Here is a 15,618-nt window from a genome sequence, read left to right as displayed (position 1 = left end):
ATTTTTTAAGGAGTTATGTTATGAAAGGCATCATCCTCGCCGGCGGGTCCGGCACGCGCCTGTACCCGCTCACGCTCGTGACCTCCAAGCAGCTGCTGCCGGTCTACGACAAGCCCATGATCTACTACCCGCTGTCCACCCTCATGCTGGCGGGCATCCGGGACATCCTGGTCATCTCCACGCCGACGGACCTGCCCAACTTCGAGCGCCTGCTCGGGGACGGCTCGCGCTACGGCGTGAACCTCTCCTACGCCGAGCAGCCCTCGCCGGACGGCCTGGCGCAGGCCTTCACCATCGGCGAGAAGTTCATCGCCGGCGAGCCGTGCGCCCTCGTGCTGGGCGACAACATCTTCTACGGCAACGGCCTGTCGCGCCACCTGACGCGCGCCGTCCAGAACGCCGAGTCGGGCCGGGCCACGGTCTTCGGCTACCACGTGGACGACCCCGAGCGCTTCGGCGTCGTGGAGTTCGACCGCGGGGGGAGGGCCGTCTCCATCGAGGAGAAGCCCGCCGAGCCCAAGAGCTCCTACGCCGTGACCGGACTGTACTTCTACCCGGGCGACGTTGCCGCCAAGGCCCATAAGGTCGTGCCCTCCGCGCGCGGCGAGCTGGAGATCACCACGCTCAACCAGATGTACCTGGAGGAGGGGACGCTCTCCGTCGTCACCCTGGGCCGCGGCTACGCGTGGCTGGACACCGGCACCATGGAGAGCCTGCACGAGGCCGCGGAGTTCGTCCGCGCCGTGGAGCACTCCCAGGACCTTCCCGTGTCCGTGCCCGAGGAGATCGCCTGGGAGAACGGCTGGATCGACACCGCCGAGCTCGAGGAGGCCGCGAAGGCCTACGGCAAGTCGGTCTACGGGCAGCACCTCAAGAAGGTCGCCGCCGGCGAGATCGTCAACAGCCCGCGCGAGTACTAGCACCGTCTTGCTTTCTTTTGGGGGTCACCGTTTATCTGGTGGCCCCTTTCGTTATGATTATGTTGACCGCAAAGATAATATGATTGGGAGTGGATGTGTTAAGCGTCTACTTTGGCGATATGCCAGAAGCGATTTACAACACAGCGACATATTTCAAAAACTCTTATCGGTCTTCTTGGATCACGGACCCTTATGCGGTTTCGATCATTAAAGATGTCGATCGATCGGATGTTGTCTCCGAAAATGTCATTGAAAGCCCCGTGCTTGGGTCTATCTCTCCACTTCAACTTTCTGGTGGCGTGAAAACGTTGCTGCTCATGAGGTTCGATCGAAAGCATATTTATAATGCTTCGACCTGTGGCGATAACTGCGCTAAGTGGATTCTCGACATGGCGAAGGACCGCAAGCTCGTTATCAACCTCTATCACGTGATGGACTTTGGTCGCGAGGATTTTAAAATCAAAGTCGTGAACAGCGGACGCATTGCCCATAACATGGCCGAGCTGATTCATGAGTCGATTCCGTATCTGTAGGTGCTGCTTATGAACGGTTCGCATCTCGTTAAGATTTCCCGCCGCAGGGGAACAAAATATACCTTCACCATTAAGCGGAATATCACTATCGTACGTGGCGATAGCGGCACGGGGAAGACGACGCTGTTCGATATGGTCGCTGACTACATGCGCATGGGCGAGCAGTCTGGCGTTTCCTTGCAATGCGATTGTCCCTGTGTTGCCCTGACCGATTATGACTGGAGAAACCAGCTTTCGTCTGTCCATGATTCGATCGTATTCGTCGATGAGGGATTAAAGGAGATCCATTCCGATGAATTCGCTCATTATGTGTTGTATTCCTCGAACTACTTCGTGCTGATCTCAAGGGCTGACTTTCCCAATCTTCCGTATAGCGTGGATGAGATTTACAAGATTAAAACGAGTGGAAAATACCACTCCTTCGTACCCATTTATCAAGATCGAGGGAATCACCGATATGCTCTTTCCCGGTCGGCGCCAAAACAGGACTTTTCTATTCTTCTATGCGAGGACAGTAAGTCTGGTTTTCAGTTCTTTGAACGGCATTTCGCTGACAGTGAGCTTACCTGTGCTTCGGCTATGACGAACAGCGCGATTTTGGGGTGGTTGGATCAGCATCTCAACGATCGCGTGTTTGTTGTCGCGGATGGAGCAGCATTTGGGTGCTATGCGGACCGTGCCCTTAAACTCCAGGACATTCGCCGCGATGCAGTAACGGTTTGTCTTCCCGAGTCGTTCGAGTGGCTTCTGCTGAGCTCTGGCGTAATTTCTGGGCTTGATGCTAAGTCGGTGCTGGAAGCCCCGGAAGCGTTTGCAGACAGTGAGAAGTTTAAAAGCTGGGAGGACTTCTTCTATAAGTATTTGCGCGAAACAACTGGGGGTTCGGTTTTTCAGTACGATAAAGACTGCATTCCGGAGGCGTTTTGTACGGGAAGTAATTCTGCGAAGGTCATGGCTCTTATTGCATGCCGAAATGTCCGATAGTTTTTGTTGAATAGTGCCGCTCCATACCCGAGGAGATCCACGGCTCTGGTCGCGTATTGGTAGGTGATAATGGAAGCTATATTAAGGCGAGACGGTTTGTCTCTCGAGCTCCTTTCCTCACTATCCTATAAAAGTGAGCTGGGCATTTCGCTTAAGAAGAATCTTCACTATTTCAATCGTGATGAGCTGCTGGATGAATTGAATCGTGTCCGTAAATGGTATACATCCCTGGGCGTTCTTGCTGACCTGCCCGTCGACTATCGAATTAAAAGTGCTCAGTCGATTTCATTCAAATATGATCGCTATTATCCCGATCACCAAGTTCGAAAAGTCTTTAATGACTTGCTTGGCTTTCGTTCGATGGTCGATTCCTACGATGACATTCTCGGTGCTGAGGAGGCATGTCTGAAGGTCGTTGATTTGTCTTGTGGCAAGTCTGTCGACGACGGCTACAGGGGCGTTCACGTGTATTTCACCCGCAAGCCTGGGTACTACCCAGTGGAGATTCAGTACAATACGTATTACGATAGGCAGATCAATAACTGGCTTCATAAACATGTCTATAAACGTTTCGATAATCCCGATATTGGATTCGAGCTTCGTTTGGCATACGAAAGAGGCTATATCCATAGTGAGGATGATTTTGTTAGGAGGTTAGACGATGTGTTATCTGGTTGCTAAGTGGTTTTCGAAAGAGGGCTCGCTTGCGCTGAGTGCAAAGCCAGGACAGGATCTGATTGACTTCATTGATAAAGTTGAGGCACGGTTCGGTTCCACCGATCTCCAGTTAGTTACAATTAGTCGTCCCTCTGCATATGGCGAATATGAGCCTTATGAGTTTGTTGACTCGGAAAATGAATTAATCGATAAGCTGGAAAAGCAAGCTGCTGCGTAAACATGTAATGAGGAGTTTCATGTCTGAGATTTTTGAACCTAAGAACATCATCGTCACGGGCGGCTGCGGCTTCATCGGCAGCAACTTCGTGCACTACGTCGTGAACAACCATCCGGACGTCCACGTCACCGTCCTGGACAAGCTGACCTACGCCGGCAACCCCGAGAACATCGCCGGGCTGCCCTCGGACCGCGTGGAGCTCGTCGTGGGCGACATCTGCGACGCGGAGCTGCTGGACAGGATCGTCCCGGGCCACGACGCCATCGTGCACTACGCCGCAGAGAGCCACAACGACAACTCCATCGCCGACCCCGAGCCGTTCCTGCGCACCAACGTGGAGGGCACTTTCCGCCTGCTGGAGGCCGTCCGCAAGTACGGCATCCGCTACCACCACGTCTCCACCGACGAGGTCTACGGCGACCTGGCGCTCGACGACCCGGCGAAGTTCACCGAGGAGACGCCGTATCACCCGAGCAGCCCGTACTCGAGCACCAAGGCGTCCTCTGACATGCTGGTCCGCGCCTGGACCCGCACCTACGGCCTGCGCACCACGATCTCCAACTGCTCCAACAACTACGGCCCCTACCAGCACGTGGAGAAGTTCATCCCCAGGCAGATAACGAACATCATCGACGGCGTCCGCCCCAAGCTCTACGGGAAGGGCGAGAACGTCCGCGACTGGATCCACACCGAGGACCACTCCTCTGCCGTCTGGGACATCCTCACGAAGGGCCGCATGGGGGAGACCTACCTCATCGGCGCCGACGGGGAGAAGAACAACATCACCGTGCTGCGCATGATCCTGGAGGCCATGGGCCGCGACCCCGAGGACTTCGACTGGGTCGCCGACCGCCCCGGCCACGACCGCCGCTACGCCATCGACAGCACGAAGCTCCAGCGCGAGCTGGGCTGGAGGCCGGCGCACACCGACTTCGCCGGGGGCCTCAAGGCCACCATCGACTGGTACGTCGCCAACGAGTCCTGGTGGCGCCCGGCCAAGGAGGCCACCGAGGCCAGGTATAAGGCGCAGGGCCAGTAGGCCGCACCCCGGCGAACCGCACCGCGGGGCGCCCGCGCGGGGCCGCAGGGCATGGGGATGATCCTGCGTCCCCGCGCGGGCGCCCCGGTTTCCCAACCTCTTCGATAGGAGCTTTTCCCACATGGCTGACATCGCATTCGAGAAGGACCTCTCCGTCGCCGAGACCGGCATCGAGGGCCTCAAGGTAGTCGACCTCGCCGTCCACGGCGACTCGCGCGGCTGGTTCAAGGAGAACTGGCAGCGCGCCAAGATGACCGCCCTGGGCATCCCCGATCTCAGGGTCGTCCAGAACAACATCTCCTATAACGACAGCCGCGGCGTCACCCGCGGCATCCACGCGGAGCCCTGGGACAAGTTCATCTCCGTGGCCCGCGGCTCGGTCTTCGGCGCCTGGGTGGACCTGCGCGAGGGCAGCGAGACCTTCGGCAAGGTCTACACCTGCACGCTCGACCCGTCCAAGTCCATCTACGTCCCGCGCGGCGTGGGTAACTCCTTCCAGGCGCTCGAAGACGGCACCGCCTACACCTACCTGGTGGACGCCCACTGGTCGCTGGAGCTCAAGAGGACCTACACCTTCGTGAACCTCGCCGACCCCGAGCTCGCCATCGAGTGGCCGATCCCGCTGGCCGAGGCCACCGTCTCCGAGGCCGACCTCAACCACCCGATGCTGAAGGACGTCGTCCCCATGGCTCCCAGGCGCACCCTCGTCACCGGCTGCAACGGCCAGCTGGGCCACGCGGTCCGCGCGCTGGCGGAGGAGCGCGGCGTCGCCAAGGACTTCGACTTCTGCGACATCGACACCTTCGACATGTCCGACCCGGACGCCTACACACAGTACGACTGGTCGCTCTACGGCACCGTGATCAACTGCGGTGCCTACACGGCCGTGGATAAAGCGGAGACCCCCGAGGGCCGTGTCATCGCCTGGAAGGCCAACGCGACCGGCCCGGCGCTCCTCGCCCGCACCTGCGCCGAGCACGGCATCACGCTCGTGCACGTCTCCTCCGACTACGTCTTTGACGGCACCGCCGAGGTCCATGACGAGGACGAGCCCCTCAGCCCGCTTTCCGTCTACGGCCAGACCAAGGCCGCGGGCGACATCGCCGTGGCCGGGTGCCCCCGCCACTACATCATGCGCTCCAGCTGGGTCATCGGCGAGGGCCACAACTTCGTGAAGACCATGAAGGGGCTCTCCGACCGCGTGGCCGACCCCGAGGACGGGCTCACGCAGGTCACCGTCGTGGACGACCAGCTGGGACGCCTGACCTTCACGCGCGACATGGCCGAGGCCATCTTCCACGTGCTGGGGACGCACGCCCCCTACGGCACCTACGACTGCACGGGCTCCGGCGCCGTCAAGTCCTGGGCCGACATCGCCCGCGCCGTCTTCGAGGCGGCCAACGGCAACGGCGAGAAGGTCTTGCCGGTTTCGACCGCCGACTACTACGCGAACGCCGCGGGCCCCATCGCCCCGCGCCCGGTCCACTCCGCTCTCGACCTGTCCAGGCTCGAGTCGGTCGGCTTCCACATGCCCGACTGGGAGGAAGAGCTGGGGGAGTACCTCAAGACGCTCTAGCCGCTATTAACTTTTCGAGAGTAAAAGCCGCCGTTCTTTAACGGCGGCTTTTCTTGTTGGTGGCTATCTGCGCAGTGGTGCCAATAGTATTTTGCGGAAGATCTACCTCTCGCTTGGCTTGGAAGTAGGGTGGCCGGGCTGGTCATCGTAGGCGTATTTGCTGTACACGTTGACCTCCCACTGCTTTTTCTCAACCTTTGCCACAGAATCCAGGATGAATCCGGTCGCAAGGCTCAGTCCGCACAGGAACATAAACGAGGCGGCGAGCATGGCGGTGGGGAAGCGCGGGACCAGGCCGGTCTGAAAGTACTCAACAAAGATAGGAATGCCCAAAGCCAGGCCGATAATCGCGAATAAAAGCGCAACCAGACTGAAGAACTTCAGCGGGCGGTAGTCCTTGAACAGCGTGCCGATCATCGTAACGACTTTAATGCCGTCGCTCACGGTATTGAGCTTGGACTCGGAGCCTTCCGGACGGTCGCGGTACTCGATGGGTACATCTTTGATGCGCCAGCGGTGGTCGACGGCGTGAATCGAGAGCTCGGTTTCGATCTGAAAGCCCTCGGAAAGCACGGGGAAGGTTTTAACGAACGGGCGGCTCATGGCGCGGTAGCCGGTCATGACGTCATCGAAGCTGTAACCATAGATCCACTTGATCATGGCGCGGACCAGATTGTTGCCAAAGCCGTGGAAGGCACGCTTGTTTTCCTCGGCGTAGGTGCCGTTGGAAAGGCGATCGCCTACGGTCATGTCGGCCGTGCCGCTGAGGATAGGCTCGCAGAGGGCTTTGGCCGCCTCGGCGGGGTAGGTGTCGTCTCCGTCGACCATCAGGTAGCAATCGGCGTCGATATCGCGAAACATCTGGCGGCACACGTTGCCCTTTCCCTGACGGGGCTCAAAGCGGACCGTGGCGCCGTGCTCGGTGGCGATGCGTGAGGTATCGTCCGACGAGTTGTTGTCATAGACATAGACCGTCGCCTGCGGAAGCTCGCGGTGAAAGTCGTCGATGACTTTGCCGATCGTGAGCGCTTCGTTGTAGCAGGGGATGATGACGGCGATGGAATCAGAATTCACTCAATGCTCCTTATACATTCAATCCTTGAAAGTATAGCCGTTTGGGCTTGGCATCCTAAGATGTGGGTTAGTTCTCCAGTTTTGTTGCGCGAATCGTTTGCATGGCCGTCGGGTCTATACTGTTCGTTTGTCAACGATTACGAGTAAAGGAGTTGCATCCGTGTCGGATCAGACAAAGCAACAAGAAACTCGCAGTCTGCCTGCGACGTTTGCTAAGAACGAATTTGAGAAGGACGCGTTTATCCTTCGTCAGCTGGTTACCAAGGATTTTAAGATCAAGTATCGCCGTAGCGTTCTGGGCGTCGCATGGTCGGTGCTCAACCCGCTGCTGATGATGATCGTCATGGCCATCGTGTTCTCGACGATTTTCGCCCAGGGCCGCAATGGCTCAATTACGCCCGAGATGTACCCGCTGTACTTGATCGTGGGTAACGTCACCTTTGCCGTCATGTCCGAGTCCACGAACCAGGCCCTGACGTCGATCGTGGGTGCTGCCCCGCTGCTCAAGAAGGTTAAGGTGCACCGCTGGGTCTTCCCAGTACAGAAGGTGCTCTTCTCGCTGGTTAACTTTGCCTTCTCGCTGGTCGCCGTTGCCATCGTTATGCTGTGGTTCCACGTTATGCCTTCTTGGCACCTGATTCTGTTGCCGGTCTGCCTACTGCTGCTTATGTGCTTCTGCATGGGCCTGGGCATGATGCTCTCCGCCCTCACGGTCTTCTTCCGCGATGTCATGCATCTGTGGAGCGTCGTCATTACGGCGTGGACTTACATCACGCCTATTTTCTGGACGACCGACTTCGTTGCGCAAATGCCGCATCTCGTGCGCATTCTGGTCTATGCGAACCCCATGTATAACTACCTGCAGTTTATGCGCGATATCTTCCTGTTCCAGACTACGCCCTCGCTTATGACGTTTGGTATGTGCGTCGCTTGGGCGGTTCTTGCGCTTGTTATTGGCTACACCGTGTTCCATAAATCCGAGCGCAAGTTCATCCTCTACATCTAAGGAGTGCTGTGATGACTGAATCTGTTGTTGATTACAGCGAGCAGCCTCTGGCTGTCGAGGTCGACGACGTCACCATGATCTTTAACATGGCGTCCGAGTCGCTGACCAACCTCAAGGAGTACTTCATCAAGCTTGCCAAGCACGAGCTGTTCTTTGAGGAGTTTAGAGCGCTTAAGCACATCTCGTTCGATATTCATCGCGGCGAAGTTGTCGGTCTGGTTGGCACCAATGGTTCCGGTAAGTCTACGATGCTCAAGATTATCGCCGGTGTGCTTGAGCCTAGCGAGGGCAGCGTTAAGGTGCACGGTAACATTGCGCCGCTGATTGAGCTTGGTGCCGGTTTTGACCCCGAGTTGACCGCCCGCGAGAACATCTATCTGAACGGCGCCCTGCTCGGCTATACCAAGGAGTTCATCGACGCCAACTTTGACGGCATTATTGAGTTCGCTGAGCTTCAGAACTTTGTCGATATGCCGCTTAAGAACTTCTCCTCGGGCATGGTGGCGCGTATCGCCTTTGCAATCGCGACGATTACCGAGCCCGATATTCTTATCGTTGACGAGACGCTGTCCGTCGGTGATGTGTTCTTCCAGCAGAAGTGTGAGGCTCGCATTCAGCACTTTATCCAGAGCGGTGACGTGACGGTTCTGTTCGTTTCGCACTCCATGGAGCAGGTTGAGCGCATCTGCCAGCGTGCCGTTTGGATTGAGAAGGGTGACCTTCGCATGGACGGCCCGGTCGATGAGGTCTGCAAGGCGTATCGCGAGCAGTTCAACTAGGTTATAATTACTTGCGCCCGACAGGCTTGCGCTTGCTTGGGCGTGTGGTTATTTGCTCCATTAGCTCAGTTGGATAGAGCAGGGGACTTCTAATCCCAAGGTCGACGGTTCGAATCCGCCATGGAGCACCATCGTTTATTAAGCCCGGACCGCTTGGTGGTCTGGGCTTTTTTCATCTTGTATGCTGCTGAAGCCGAGCGCGAACAAGCCGCTGCTGTTTGTTGGGGTTGGCATTTTACTTTTCCAGATGCTCTTTCAGCAGCTCCAGCGCGTGGGCGTAGCCCTGGAGGCCTTCGCCGGTGATGGTGGCGAAGCAGGCTAGGCGTGCATAGCTCACCTGGCGGAAGTCCTCGCGCGTCTCTACGGCGCTGATGTGCACCTCGACGGCAGGGATGGCGACGGCCTTGAGGGCGTCAAGGATTGCCACGCTGGTGTGCGTGTAGGCTGCCGGGTTGATGACGATGCCGTCGACCTTGCCGTAGGCCTCCTGGATCTTGTCGACGATGCTGCCCTCGTGGTTGGACTGGAAGACATCGACCTCGTCAAAGCCCTGTGCGGCGCCCACTTCCTGGCAGATCTGCACTAAGCGGTCGTAGTTGTCGCTGCCATAGATGCCCGGCTCGCGAATGCCGAGCATGTTGAGGTTGGGGCCGTTGATGACGAGTGCTTTCATGGTTGCTTCCTTTGGAGTTGGTCGACTTGGAGAGGAGGAATGAAAAACCACCACAAAGGTGCCTGTCCCCTTTGTGGTGGTTTTTGTTAGAGAGCGGGTGGGAGGGTGTCGAGGACGGCGCGGGCGGTGTTGGCGGCGCAGTCGCGTGAGTCGATGATGTAGTCGGCCCAGGCGCGGTAGCGCGGCATGCGCTGCTCGGCGAGCTTATCGATGCCATCGCGGGCGGTGATAGGGCGTCCCTTATGGGCGAGTTCGTCGAGCTTGCGGTTGAGCATCACGATCTGGCTGTTCTGGTGCAGCAGCGGGTAGTTCTCGTCTCGCGTGACCACGCCGCCGCCCGTGGAGAGCACCAGGCCGCTGCGCTTGGAGATGTCGGCCAGCTCCGCCGTCTCCTGCTCGCGGAAGGCCGCCTCGCCGCGCTCGACGATAAAGTCGGCGCAAGGCATCCCCAGGCGCTCCTCGAGGGCGCGATCGAGGTCGATGTGCTCGTGGCCCGTGAGCTGGGCGATCTGCTCGCCTACACGGGTCTTGCCCGAACCCGGCATGCCAATCAGCGCGATATTCTGCTCGCGGTGGGACAGCCGCTCCGCCACATCCAGGATGCGCTCGCGCGGTGTAATCTGACCGGTGTAGCGCTCGACAGCTTGTGCTGCTTGTGCCACAAGCATGAGCAAGCCGCCGATGCAGGGGATGCCGTGGCGCTCGGCCTCGAGCATCAGACCCGTACGGGCGGGGTTGTAGACAATGTCGATGACGCCCTCGAGCGCATCGAGTCCCTCGAGCGTGCAGGGAGCGTCGGGGCAGTGGGGGAACATACCGGCGGGCGTGCAGTTGACGAGCAGCGCGGCATCGGATTGCTGCGCGATGTTGTCGTAATTGACCTCGCTCGTGCGACCCACGGGTACGACGATGGCTCCCAGATCGCCGAGCACCATGCTGGCCGTAGTGCCAGCGCCACCGGTGGCACCGAGCACGAGGGCTTTTTTGCCGGCAACCTCAACGCCCAGCTCCTCGACAAGGCACTGAAAACCGAAATAGTCAGTGTTGTCGCCGCGCAAGCGGCCGTCGGGCAGGCGTGTGATGGTGTTGACGTTGCCCATGCGCTCGGCCAGGGGACTCAACTCGTCCAGGTATTCCATGACGGCGCGCTTGTAGGGGATGGTCACGTTGGTGCCTTCCCATTCGTCGCCGGTCATAAAGGTCTGGAGGTCCTCGGGCTCGCGCTCAAAACGCACATACTCCAGCCCTGCGAGCTCCTTGTAGATGGTCGGGGTGTAGCTGTGGCCCAGCACGCGGCCCAGCACGCCGTAGGGGCGGGTTGCAGTGACATCGGCCATCTAGAGCACCTCCGTGTAGCTGCCAAAGTAGGTGAAGCTCTCGCACACGTCGTCGATTGAGTCGAGCAAGTCGTCGAGGGCCTTGCTGCCAAAGGGGCAGTCCAGGTCAAAGTAGAACATAAACTCAAAGTCGTGCCCGGGGATGGGGCGGCTCTCGAGCTTGATGAGGTTAATGTTGAGTGCGTAGAAGCGCTCGAGTACGCGATAGAGCGCGCCCGGCTCGTTGGCCGTGGTGATCATAAGCGAGGTACGGTTGGCACCGGGATAGACGCGCGGCTCGCGGCTGATGACGACAAAGCGCGTGTAGTTGTTGTCCGAGTCCTGGATGTTGGGCTCCAGCACCTCCAAGCCGTAGAGTGCCGCACAGCTGCGCGAGGCGATAGCGGCGACGTCGGTGCGCTCGGAGTTGGCGACCATCTCGGCCGACATGGCGGTGTTGGGGTACTTGGTGGCATGCAGGCCGTGGCCCTCGATAAAGCCGGCGCACTGGGCAATGGCTTGGCCATGGCTGTAGACCTCGCGCACGTCGGCGAGCTTGGTGCCGGGTTTGACGAGCAGGTTGTGATCGATCTTGAGGCGCAGCGAGCGCACGATATGAAAGTCGAACTGTGCGAGCAGGTCGTAGACGGCGTTGACTGAACCGGCGGTTGAGTTTTCGATGGGCAGCACGCCAAACTCGCAAAAGCCGTCGCGTACGGCGCGCATGACGCCCTCAAAGGTCTCAAAGAACGCGATATCGGGCACGTTGAAGAGTTTGCACGCGGCGATCTGGCTGTAGGCGCCTTCGACGCCCTGGCAGGCGACGGTGGCCGTCTGAGGGAAGGGCGTGTCAAAGGCTGTGGCCGTGGCATGGGCCTTTTGCGACACCGTGATGCCCCTGAGCTCGTTGATGTAGCGCTGCTGCTCGGCCTTGCTCATGCTCATGAGGAGGCGGAACAGAGTGATGGTCTGGGCCTCATAGCGCTCGGGTGCGCGGCTGGCGAGATTGTTGAGCTTGGAGCGTTCGCGGGCGGGGTCAAAGACGGCCTTGCCCATCTCGATCTTGGATTTGGCGACTTCGGTGGCAATGTCCATACGCTCGACAAAGCTGTTGAGGAGCGTGGTGTCGATGCCATCGATGGCCTGGCGAATATCGGCAAGGTCCATGGAGGCCCCTTTCATGTGTCGGTGATTTTTCTGGGACGGGGATTAAAAAATCATTAGGTACACAATGATTTTTTAATCCCCGTCCCAGAAAAATCACTGGGTGGGCGTGGGGGCCGGAGTTGGCCCCCGGAGATTTTTAGCGCTGGCCTGCGTCCTCGAGGAGGGCGTCCCAAATCGCGAGGGCGGCGGCCGCCTCGGCTACGGGGACGGCGCGCGGGACGATGCATGGATCGTGGCGGCCGTGGACCGAGAGCTCGGCGTTTTCCATGGCGTCCATGTCCACGGTCTGCTGCTCGCGACCGATGGAGGGCGTAGGCTTCACGGCCATACGCCACATGACTGGTGCACCGGTGGAGATGCCGCCCAGGATGCCGCCGGCGTTGTTGGATTCGACCGCAATCTCGCCGGTCTCGGCATCAACGCGGTACGGATCGTTATTCTCGCTGCCGCGCATGGCGGCTACGGCAAAGCCCATGCCAAACTCCACGCCCTTCACGGCGGGAATGCCAAACGCAATTTGCGCGATGCGGTTCTCGATGCCGTCGAACATGGGGTCGCCGATACCCGCGGGAAGCCCGTAGATGCCGCACTCCACGATGCCGCCGATGCTATCGAGCTCGTCGCGCGCGGCCAGAATTTCCTCGCGCATGCGACCGGCAGCGGCGGCGTCGATGCAGGGCAGGTCGTTCGTAAGGATCGCCTTGCGGTCGGCCTCGCGATAGACCATATCGTCCATCGGCAGGTCGGAGATGCCGCCGATCTGCGCAACGTGCGCCATGACCTTGATGCCACGGGCCTCGAGCGCCTGCAGCGCGATGCCGCCGGCGATGCATAGGGGGGCCGTCAGGCGTCCGGAGAAATGCCCACCGCCGGCGACGTCGTGCATGTTGTGGTACTTCACGCGCGCCGGAAAGTCTGCGTGCCCGGGGCGGGGCTTGCGGCGCAGCTCGGAATAGTCCTTGGAGCGCGTGTTGGTGTTCTCGATGATCGCTGCGATGGGTGCGCCGGTGGTGTGCCCATCGACCACACCGGCAATGATATGCGCGGCGTCGGCCTCACGGCGCTTGGTTGCGGTCTCGTCGCGACCGGGGGCGCGACGGTCCAAAAAGGCCTGCAGCTGCTCCTGGTCAACGGCGATACCAGCAGGAATGCCGTCGAGTGAGCAGCCGATAGCAGGGGAGTGCGACTGGCCAAAGATGCTCAGATGCAAAACGTTGCCAAAGGTCGAGGACATGCTATTCCTCCTCGAGCGTGACCTTGCCGCCCAGCAGGCGGTAGTGGTCAAAGAAATCGGGATAGGACTTGTTGACGGCCTCGGCGCCGTGGATCACGACTTCGCCAGTGGCGCGGCTCGCAGCGATGGCGGCCATCATGGCGATGCGGTGGTCGTTGTGCGAATCGACCTCGCCGCCGGTAAAGGCGTCGACACCCTTGATGATGAGGTCGTCGCCGGCAATGCGCACCTGTGCGCCCAGTGCGGTGAGCTCGCGGGTGGTGGTGGCCAGACGGTCGGATTCCTTGATGCGCAGGCGGGCGCAATCGCGGATGAACGTGCGGCCTTGCGCCAGCGATGCCACGGCAGAGATAACGGGCACCAAGTCGGGGATGTCGTGCGCGCTCATCTCAAAGCCGGCGAGCTTGTCGGACTGCACGGTGGCGGCGTTGGTGGAGCGCACGATGCGGGCGCCAAAGCGCGAGAGCGCGGCAAGCACGTTGCGGTCGCCTTGCGCAGAGCTGAGCGACACGCCCTCGACGGTGATGGGGTCGGTACCGATGGCGCCGGCACACAGCCAAAAGGCGGCGTTGGACCAGTCGCCCTCGACAGCAACGTTGCCTGGAGTGCGGTACGAGCCGCTGTCCACGCGGAAGTTCGTGATCTCGGGCTGGCCGTCCTTGGCGGGGATACGCTCGACGTTGACCTCGACGCCGAAGGCCTTCATGGCCTGGATGGTCAGGTTGATATAGGGGCGGCTCTCGATAAGGCCGGTTACCTGCACGCAGGAGGGCTGGGCCAAAAGCGGGGCTGCCAGCAGCAAGCCGGAGATGTACTGCGAGCTCACATTGCCCGGCAGGATAAAGGTGCCCGGGCGCATGCGGCCGCTTGTCTTGAGCGCGAAGCCGCCCAGACCCTGCAGGTCGCAGCCGGCGGCAATGATCTCGTCGGAGAGCGGGGAGAGGGGGCGTGCGCCCAGGCGGCCCTGGCCCACAAAGGTGGCCTCTGCCCCCAGCGCGCAGGCGACGGGCAGCATAAAGCGGAGCGTGGAGCCGCTCTCGCCGCAGTCGAGCGTGCCGCCCGCAAGTGCCTTGAGCAGGCCAAACTCAATACTCTTCATGGTGGGATGGACTTGGAACCCGTCCTCGACGGTCTCGATGCGGGCACCCAGGGCCGTGAGGCAGCGCACCGTGGCTTCGATATCGGCGCAGGTGGTGTTGCAAGTGACGTGCGTCTCGCCGTTGGCGAGTGCGGCACAGATGATGAGGCGGTGCGCCATCGACTTGGACGCGATGGCGGGAACGGTGCCCTTGAGCGGGGAGGGGGTGATGCGGGCTAGCATACGGATGCGTCTCCCTTCTGGCCGAGGCCCTCGGCAATCAAATCGTGGAAGGTGGAAAGCGGCGTGCGGTCGATGCTGCAACGGCCGATTTCGTGCGGAATTACCAGGTCGATGGTGTCGCCCGCGCGCTTTTTGTCATGGAGCGCCTCGGCAAAGACGGCATCGGCATCTAGGTCGCAGCGGGTCTTGAGGCCGTGGCGGGCGCAGAGCTCCTCAATACGGCCGGGCAGCTCGGCGTCGCATACGCCATGCAGGGCCGCGGCGCGCGTGATGATGCCCATGCCAATCGACACGCAGTTGCCGTGGCCGAGCTCAAAGTGCTCGCAGGCTTCGACGGCGTGCCCCGCGCTGTGTCCAAAGTTTAGGAGCTTGCGCTGATTGGTTTCGCGCTCGTCGGCAACGACCACGGCGCGCTTGATGTCGATATTACGGGCGATGATGATTGCCACACGGGCCACGTCGCGGTTCAGCAGCTCAAGCGTGAGCGGGGTCTTCTCCAGCTCGGCGAAGAGCTCGGGGTCGGCGATCACGGCGTGCTTGACGACCTCGCCGCAGCCGTCGGCGAACTGTTCGGGCGTAAGGGTTGCCAGGCACCCCACGTCGGCGATGACCACGCTCGGCTGCCAAAAGGCGCCGGCTAGGTTCTTGCCAGCTGCCAGGTCGATGGCCGTCTTGCCGCCGACCGACGAATCCACCATGGCGAGCAGGCTTGTGGGAATCTGCACAAACTTGCAGCCGCGCATGTAGGTGGCGGCCACAAAGCCCGCCACGTCGCCCACGACGCCGCCGCCGAGCGCCACGATCACGTCGGAGCGCGAAAGCTCGTGCTCGGCCACAAACTCCAAGATGGCAACGTAGGTCTCGGCGCTCTTATGGGCCTCGCCGGCCTCGAAGGTGCAGATGCTCACCTCGTAGCCTGCGGATTCGAGGCTCTGCTTAACGGGCATCTGGTAGAGGGGGCCTACGTTGGTGTCCGTCACGATGACAGCGCGCGAGCCGCCGGCGGTGGCTCGAACGAGCGGCCCTGCCTGTTCCAGCAAAAAGGTGCCCACGTGTACCTGGTAGGGGCGTGCGGTGTCGATATCGATGGTAATCGCCATA

The 15,618-nt window shown here is 60.3% G+C and carries 16 protein-coding genes and 1 tRNA gene; 10 read left to right on the top strand and 7 right to left on the bottom strand.

Annotated elements, in window-relative coordinates; translation table 11 throughout:
- Positions 1-20 precede the first annotated feature (20 nt).
- From rfbA to AAAX59_RS00710, 7 genes are all read left to right on the top strand, one after another.
- Positions 21-920 (top strand): glucose-1-phosphate thymidylyltransferase RfbA, encoded by a 900-nt coding sequence (rfbA, locus tag AAAX59_RS00740; protein WP_349070008.1) that lies wholly within the window; start codon positions 21-23, stop codon positions 918-920.
- A 95-nt stretch (positions 921-1,015) separates the two neighbouring features.
- Positions 1,016-1,453: a DUF4869 domain-containing protein gene (locus tag AAAX59_RS00735; RefSeq protein ID WP_349070006.1), complete on the top strand. Its 438-nt coding sequence runs from the start codon at positions 1,016-1,018 to the stop codon at positions 1,451-1,453.
- 9 nt (positions 1,454-1,462) lie between these two features.
- Positions 1,463-2,437 (top strand): hypothetical protein, encoded by a 975-nt coding sequence (locus AAAX59_RS00730; RefSeq protein ID WP_349070004.1) that lies wholly within the window; start codon positions 1,463-1,465, stop codon positions 2,435-2,437.
- 96 nt (positions 2,438-2,533) lie between these two features.
- The gene (locus tag AAAX59_RS00725; protein ID WP_199412402.1) at positions 2,534-3,118 is read left to right on the top strand and encodes a hypothetical protein; all 585 of its coding nucleotides are present in this window, start codon (positions 2,534-2,536) and stop codon (positions 3,116-3,118) included.
- The gene (locus AAAX59_RS00720; protein WP_156063002.1) at positions 3,099-3,332 is read left to right on the top strand and encodes a DUF6718 family protein; all 234 of its coding nucleotides are present in this window, start codon (positions 3,099-3,101) and stop codon (positions 3,330-3,332) included. The genes AAAX59_RS00725 and AAAX59_RS00720 overlap by 20 nt, the downstream gene beginning before the upstream one ends.
- Positions 3,333-3,351: 19 nt before the next feature.
- Positions 3,352-4,371: a dTDP-glucose 4,6-dehydratase gene (rfbB, locus tag AAAX59_RS00715; protein WP_349070002.1), complete on the top strand. Its 1,020-nt coding sequence runs from the start codon at positions 3,352-3,354 to the stop codon at positions 4,369-4,371.
- A 121-nt stretch (positions 4,372-4,492) separates the two neighbouring features.
- A complete protein-coding gene (locus AAAX59_RS00710) occupies positions 4,493-5,947 on the top strand; it encodes a sugar nucleotide-binding protein (RefSeq protein WP_349070001.1) in 1,455 nt (484 codons plus the stop codon).
- A 102-nt stretch (positions 5,948-6,049) separates the two neighbouring features.
- Here AAAX59_RS00710 and AAAX59_RS00705 read toward each other — a convergent pair whose 3' ends face one another.
- Complete coding sequence (locus tag AAAX59_RS00705) at positions 6,050-7,021, bottom strand: glycosyltransferase family 2 protein (RefSeq protein WP_271746590.1); 972 nt, start codon at positions 7,019-7,021, stop codon at positions 6,050-6,052.
- A gap of 160 nt (positions 7,022-7,181) precedes the next feature.
- Here AAAX59_RS00705 and AAAX59_RS00700 point away from each other — a divergent pair, with 160 nt between their 5' ends.
- From AAAX59_RS00700 to AAAX59_RS00690, 3 genes are all read left to right on the top strand, one after another.
- Positions 7,182-8,027 carry an ABC transporter permease gene (locus AAAX59_RS00700; RefSeq protein ID WP_232219792.1) on the top strand — a complete coding sequence of 282 codons (846 nt, stop codon included), beginning with the start codon at positions 7,182-7,184 and terminating at the stop codon, positions 8,025-8,027.
- Positions 8,028-8,038: 11 nt separating this feature from the next.
- On the top strand, positions 8,039-8,806 hold the full coding sequence (locus tag AAAX59_RS00695) for an ABC transporter ATP-binding protein (RefSeq protein WP_006236046.1): 768 nt from the start codon (positions 8,039-8,041) through the stop codon (positions 8,804-8,806).
- A 54-nt stretch (positions 8,807-8,860) separates the two neighbouring features.
- A tRNA-Arg gene (locus tag AAAX59_RS00690) sits at positions 8,861-8,937 on the top strand.
- 104 nt (positions 8,938-9,041) lie between these two features.
- On the opposite strand, the gene aroQ is transcribed toward AAAX59_RS00690, so the two are convergent.
- The 6 genes from aroQ to aroB form a co-directional block, all read right to left on the bottom strand.
- On the bottom strand, positions 9,042-9,479 hold the full coding sequence (aroQ, locus tag AAAX59_RS00685) for a type II 3-dehydroquinate dehydratase (RefSeq protein WP_349070000.1): 438 nt from the start codon (positions 9,477-9,479) through the stop codon (positions 9,042-9,044).
- A gap of 86 nt (positions 9,480-9,565) precedes the next feature.
- Positions 9,566-10,816, bottom strand: coding sequence for a shikimate kinase (locus AAAX59_RS00680; protein WP_349069998.1), 1,251 nt, complete (start codon positions 10,814-10,816; stop codon positions 9,566-9,568).
- Positions 10,817-11,962 carry a prephenate dehydratase gene (gene pheA / locus AAAX59_RS00675; protein WP_349069996.1) on the bottom strand — a complete coding sequence of 382 codons (1,146 nt, stop codon included), beginning with the start codon at positions 11,960-11,962 and terminating at the stop codon, positions 10,817-10,819.
- Positions 11,963-12,098: 136 nt separating this feature from the next.
- Complete coding sequence (gene aroC, locus AAAX59_RS00670) at positions 12,099-13,196, bottom strand: chorismate synthase (RefSeq protein WP_349069995.1); 1,098 nt, start codon at positions 13,194-13,196, stop codon at positions 12,099-12,101.
- 1 nt (position 13,197) lies between these two features.
- Complete coding sequence (gene aroA / locus AAAX59_RS00665) at positions 13,198-14,517, bottom strand: 3-phosphoshikimate 1-carboxyvinyltransferase (RefSeq protein WP_349069992.1); 1,320 nt, start codon at positions 14,515-14,517, stop codon at positions 13,198-13,200.
- Positions 14,511-15,617 (bottom strand): 3-dehydroquinate synthase, encoded by a 1,107-nt coding sequence (gene aroB / locus AAAX59_RS00660; RefSeq protein ID WP_349069990.1) that lies wholly within the window; start codon positions 15,615-15,617, stop codon positions 14,511-14,513. The genes aroA and aroB overlap by 7 nt, the downstream gene beginning before the upstream one ends.
- Position 15,618 lies beyond the last annotated feature (1 nt).

Source organism: Collinsella sp. CLA-ER-H2 (assembly GCF_040092405.1).
Taxonomy (GTDB): Bacteria; Actinomycetota; Coriobacteriia; order Coriobacteriales; family Coriobacteriaceae; genus Collinsella.
The sequence above is the reverse complement of the archived record's forward strand: the minus strand, read 5'-3'. Positions and strand labels throughout refer to the sequence as shown.

Bases quoted from the DNA above. Each gene is read 5' to 3' on its own strand.
- AAAX59_RS00680 (WP_349069998.1), bottom strand. From the start codon at position 10,816: ATGGCCGATGTCACTGCAACCCGCCCCTACGGCGTGCTGGGCCGCGTG.
- aroA (WP_349069992.1), bottom strand. From the start codon at position 14,517: ATGCTAGCCCGCATCACCCCCTCCCCGCTCAAGGGCACCGTTCCCGCC.
- AAAX59_RS00710 (WP_349070001.1), top strand. From the start codon at position 4,493: ATGGCTGACATCGCATTCGAGAAGGACCTCTCCGTCGCCGAGACCGGC.
- rfbA (WP_349070008.1), top strand. From the start codon at position 21: ATGAAAGGCATCATCCTCGCCGGCGGGTCCGGCACGCGCCTGTACCCG.
- aroC (WP_349069995.1), bottom strand. From the start codon at position 13,196: ATGTCCTCGACCTTTGGCAACGTTTTGCATCTGAGCATCTTTGGCCAG.
- AAAX59_RS00720 (WP_156063002.1), top strand. From the start codon at position 3,099: ATGTGTTATCTGGTTGCTAAGTGGTTTTCGAAAGAGGGCTCGCTTGCG.
- aroQ (WP_349070000.1), bottom strand. From the start codon at position 9,479: ATGAAAGCACTCGTCATCAACGGCCCCAACCTCAACATGCTCGGCATT.
- AAAX59_RS00695 (WP_006236046.1), top strand. From the start codon at position 8,039: ATGACTGAATCTGTTGTTGATTACAGCGAGCAGCCTCTGGCTGTCGAG.
- rfbB (WP_349070002.1), top strand. From the start codon at position 3,352: ATGTCTGAGATTTTTGAACCTAAGAACATCATCGTCACGGGCGGCTGC.
- AAAX59_RS00730 (WP_349070004.1), top strand. From the start codon at position 1,463: ATGAACGGTTCGCATCTCGTTAAGATTTCCCGCCGCAGGGGAACAAAA.
- aroB (WP_349069990.1), bottom strand. From the start codon at position 15,617: ATGGCGATTACCATCGATATCGACACCGCACGCCCCTACCAGGTACAC.
- pheA (WP_349069996.1), bottom strand. From the start codon at position 11,962: ATGGACCTTGCCGATATTCGCCAGGCCATCGATGGCATCGACACCACG.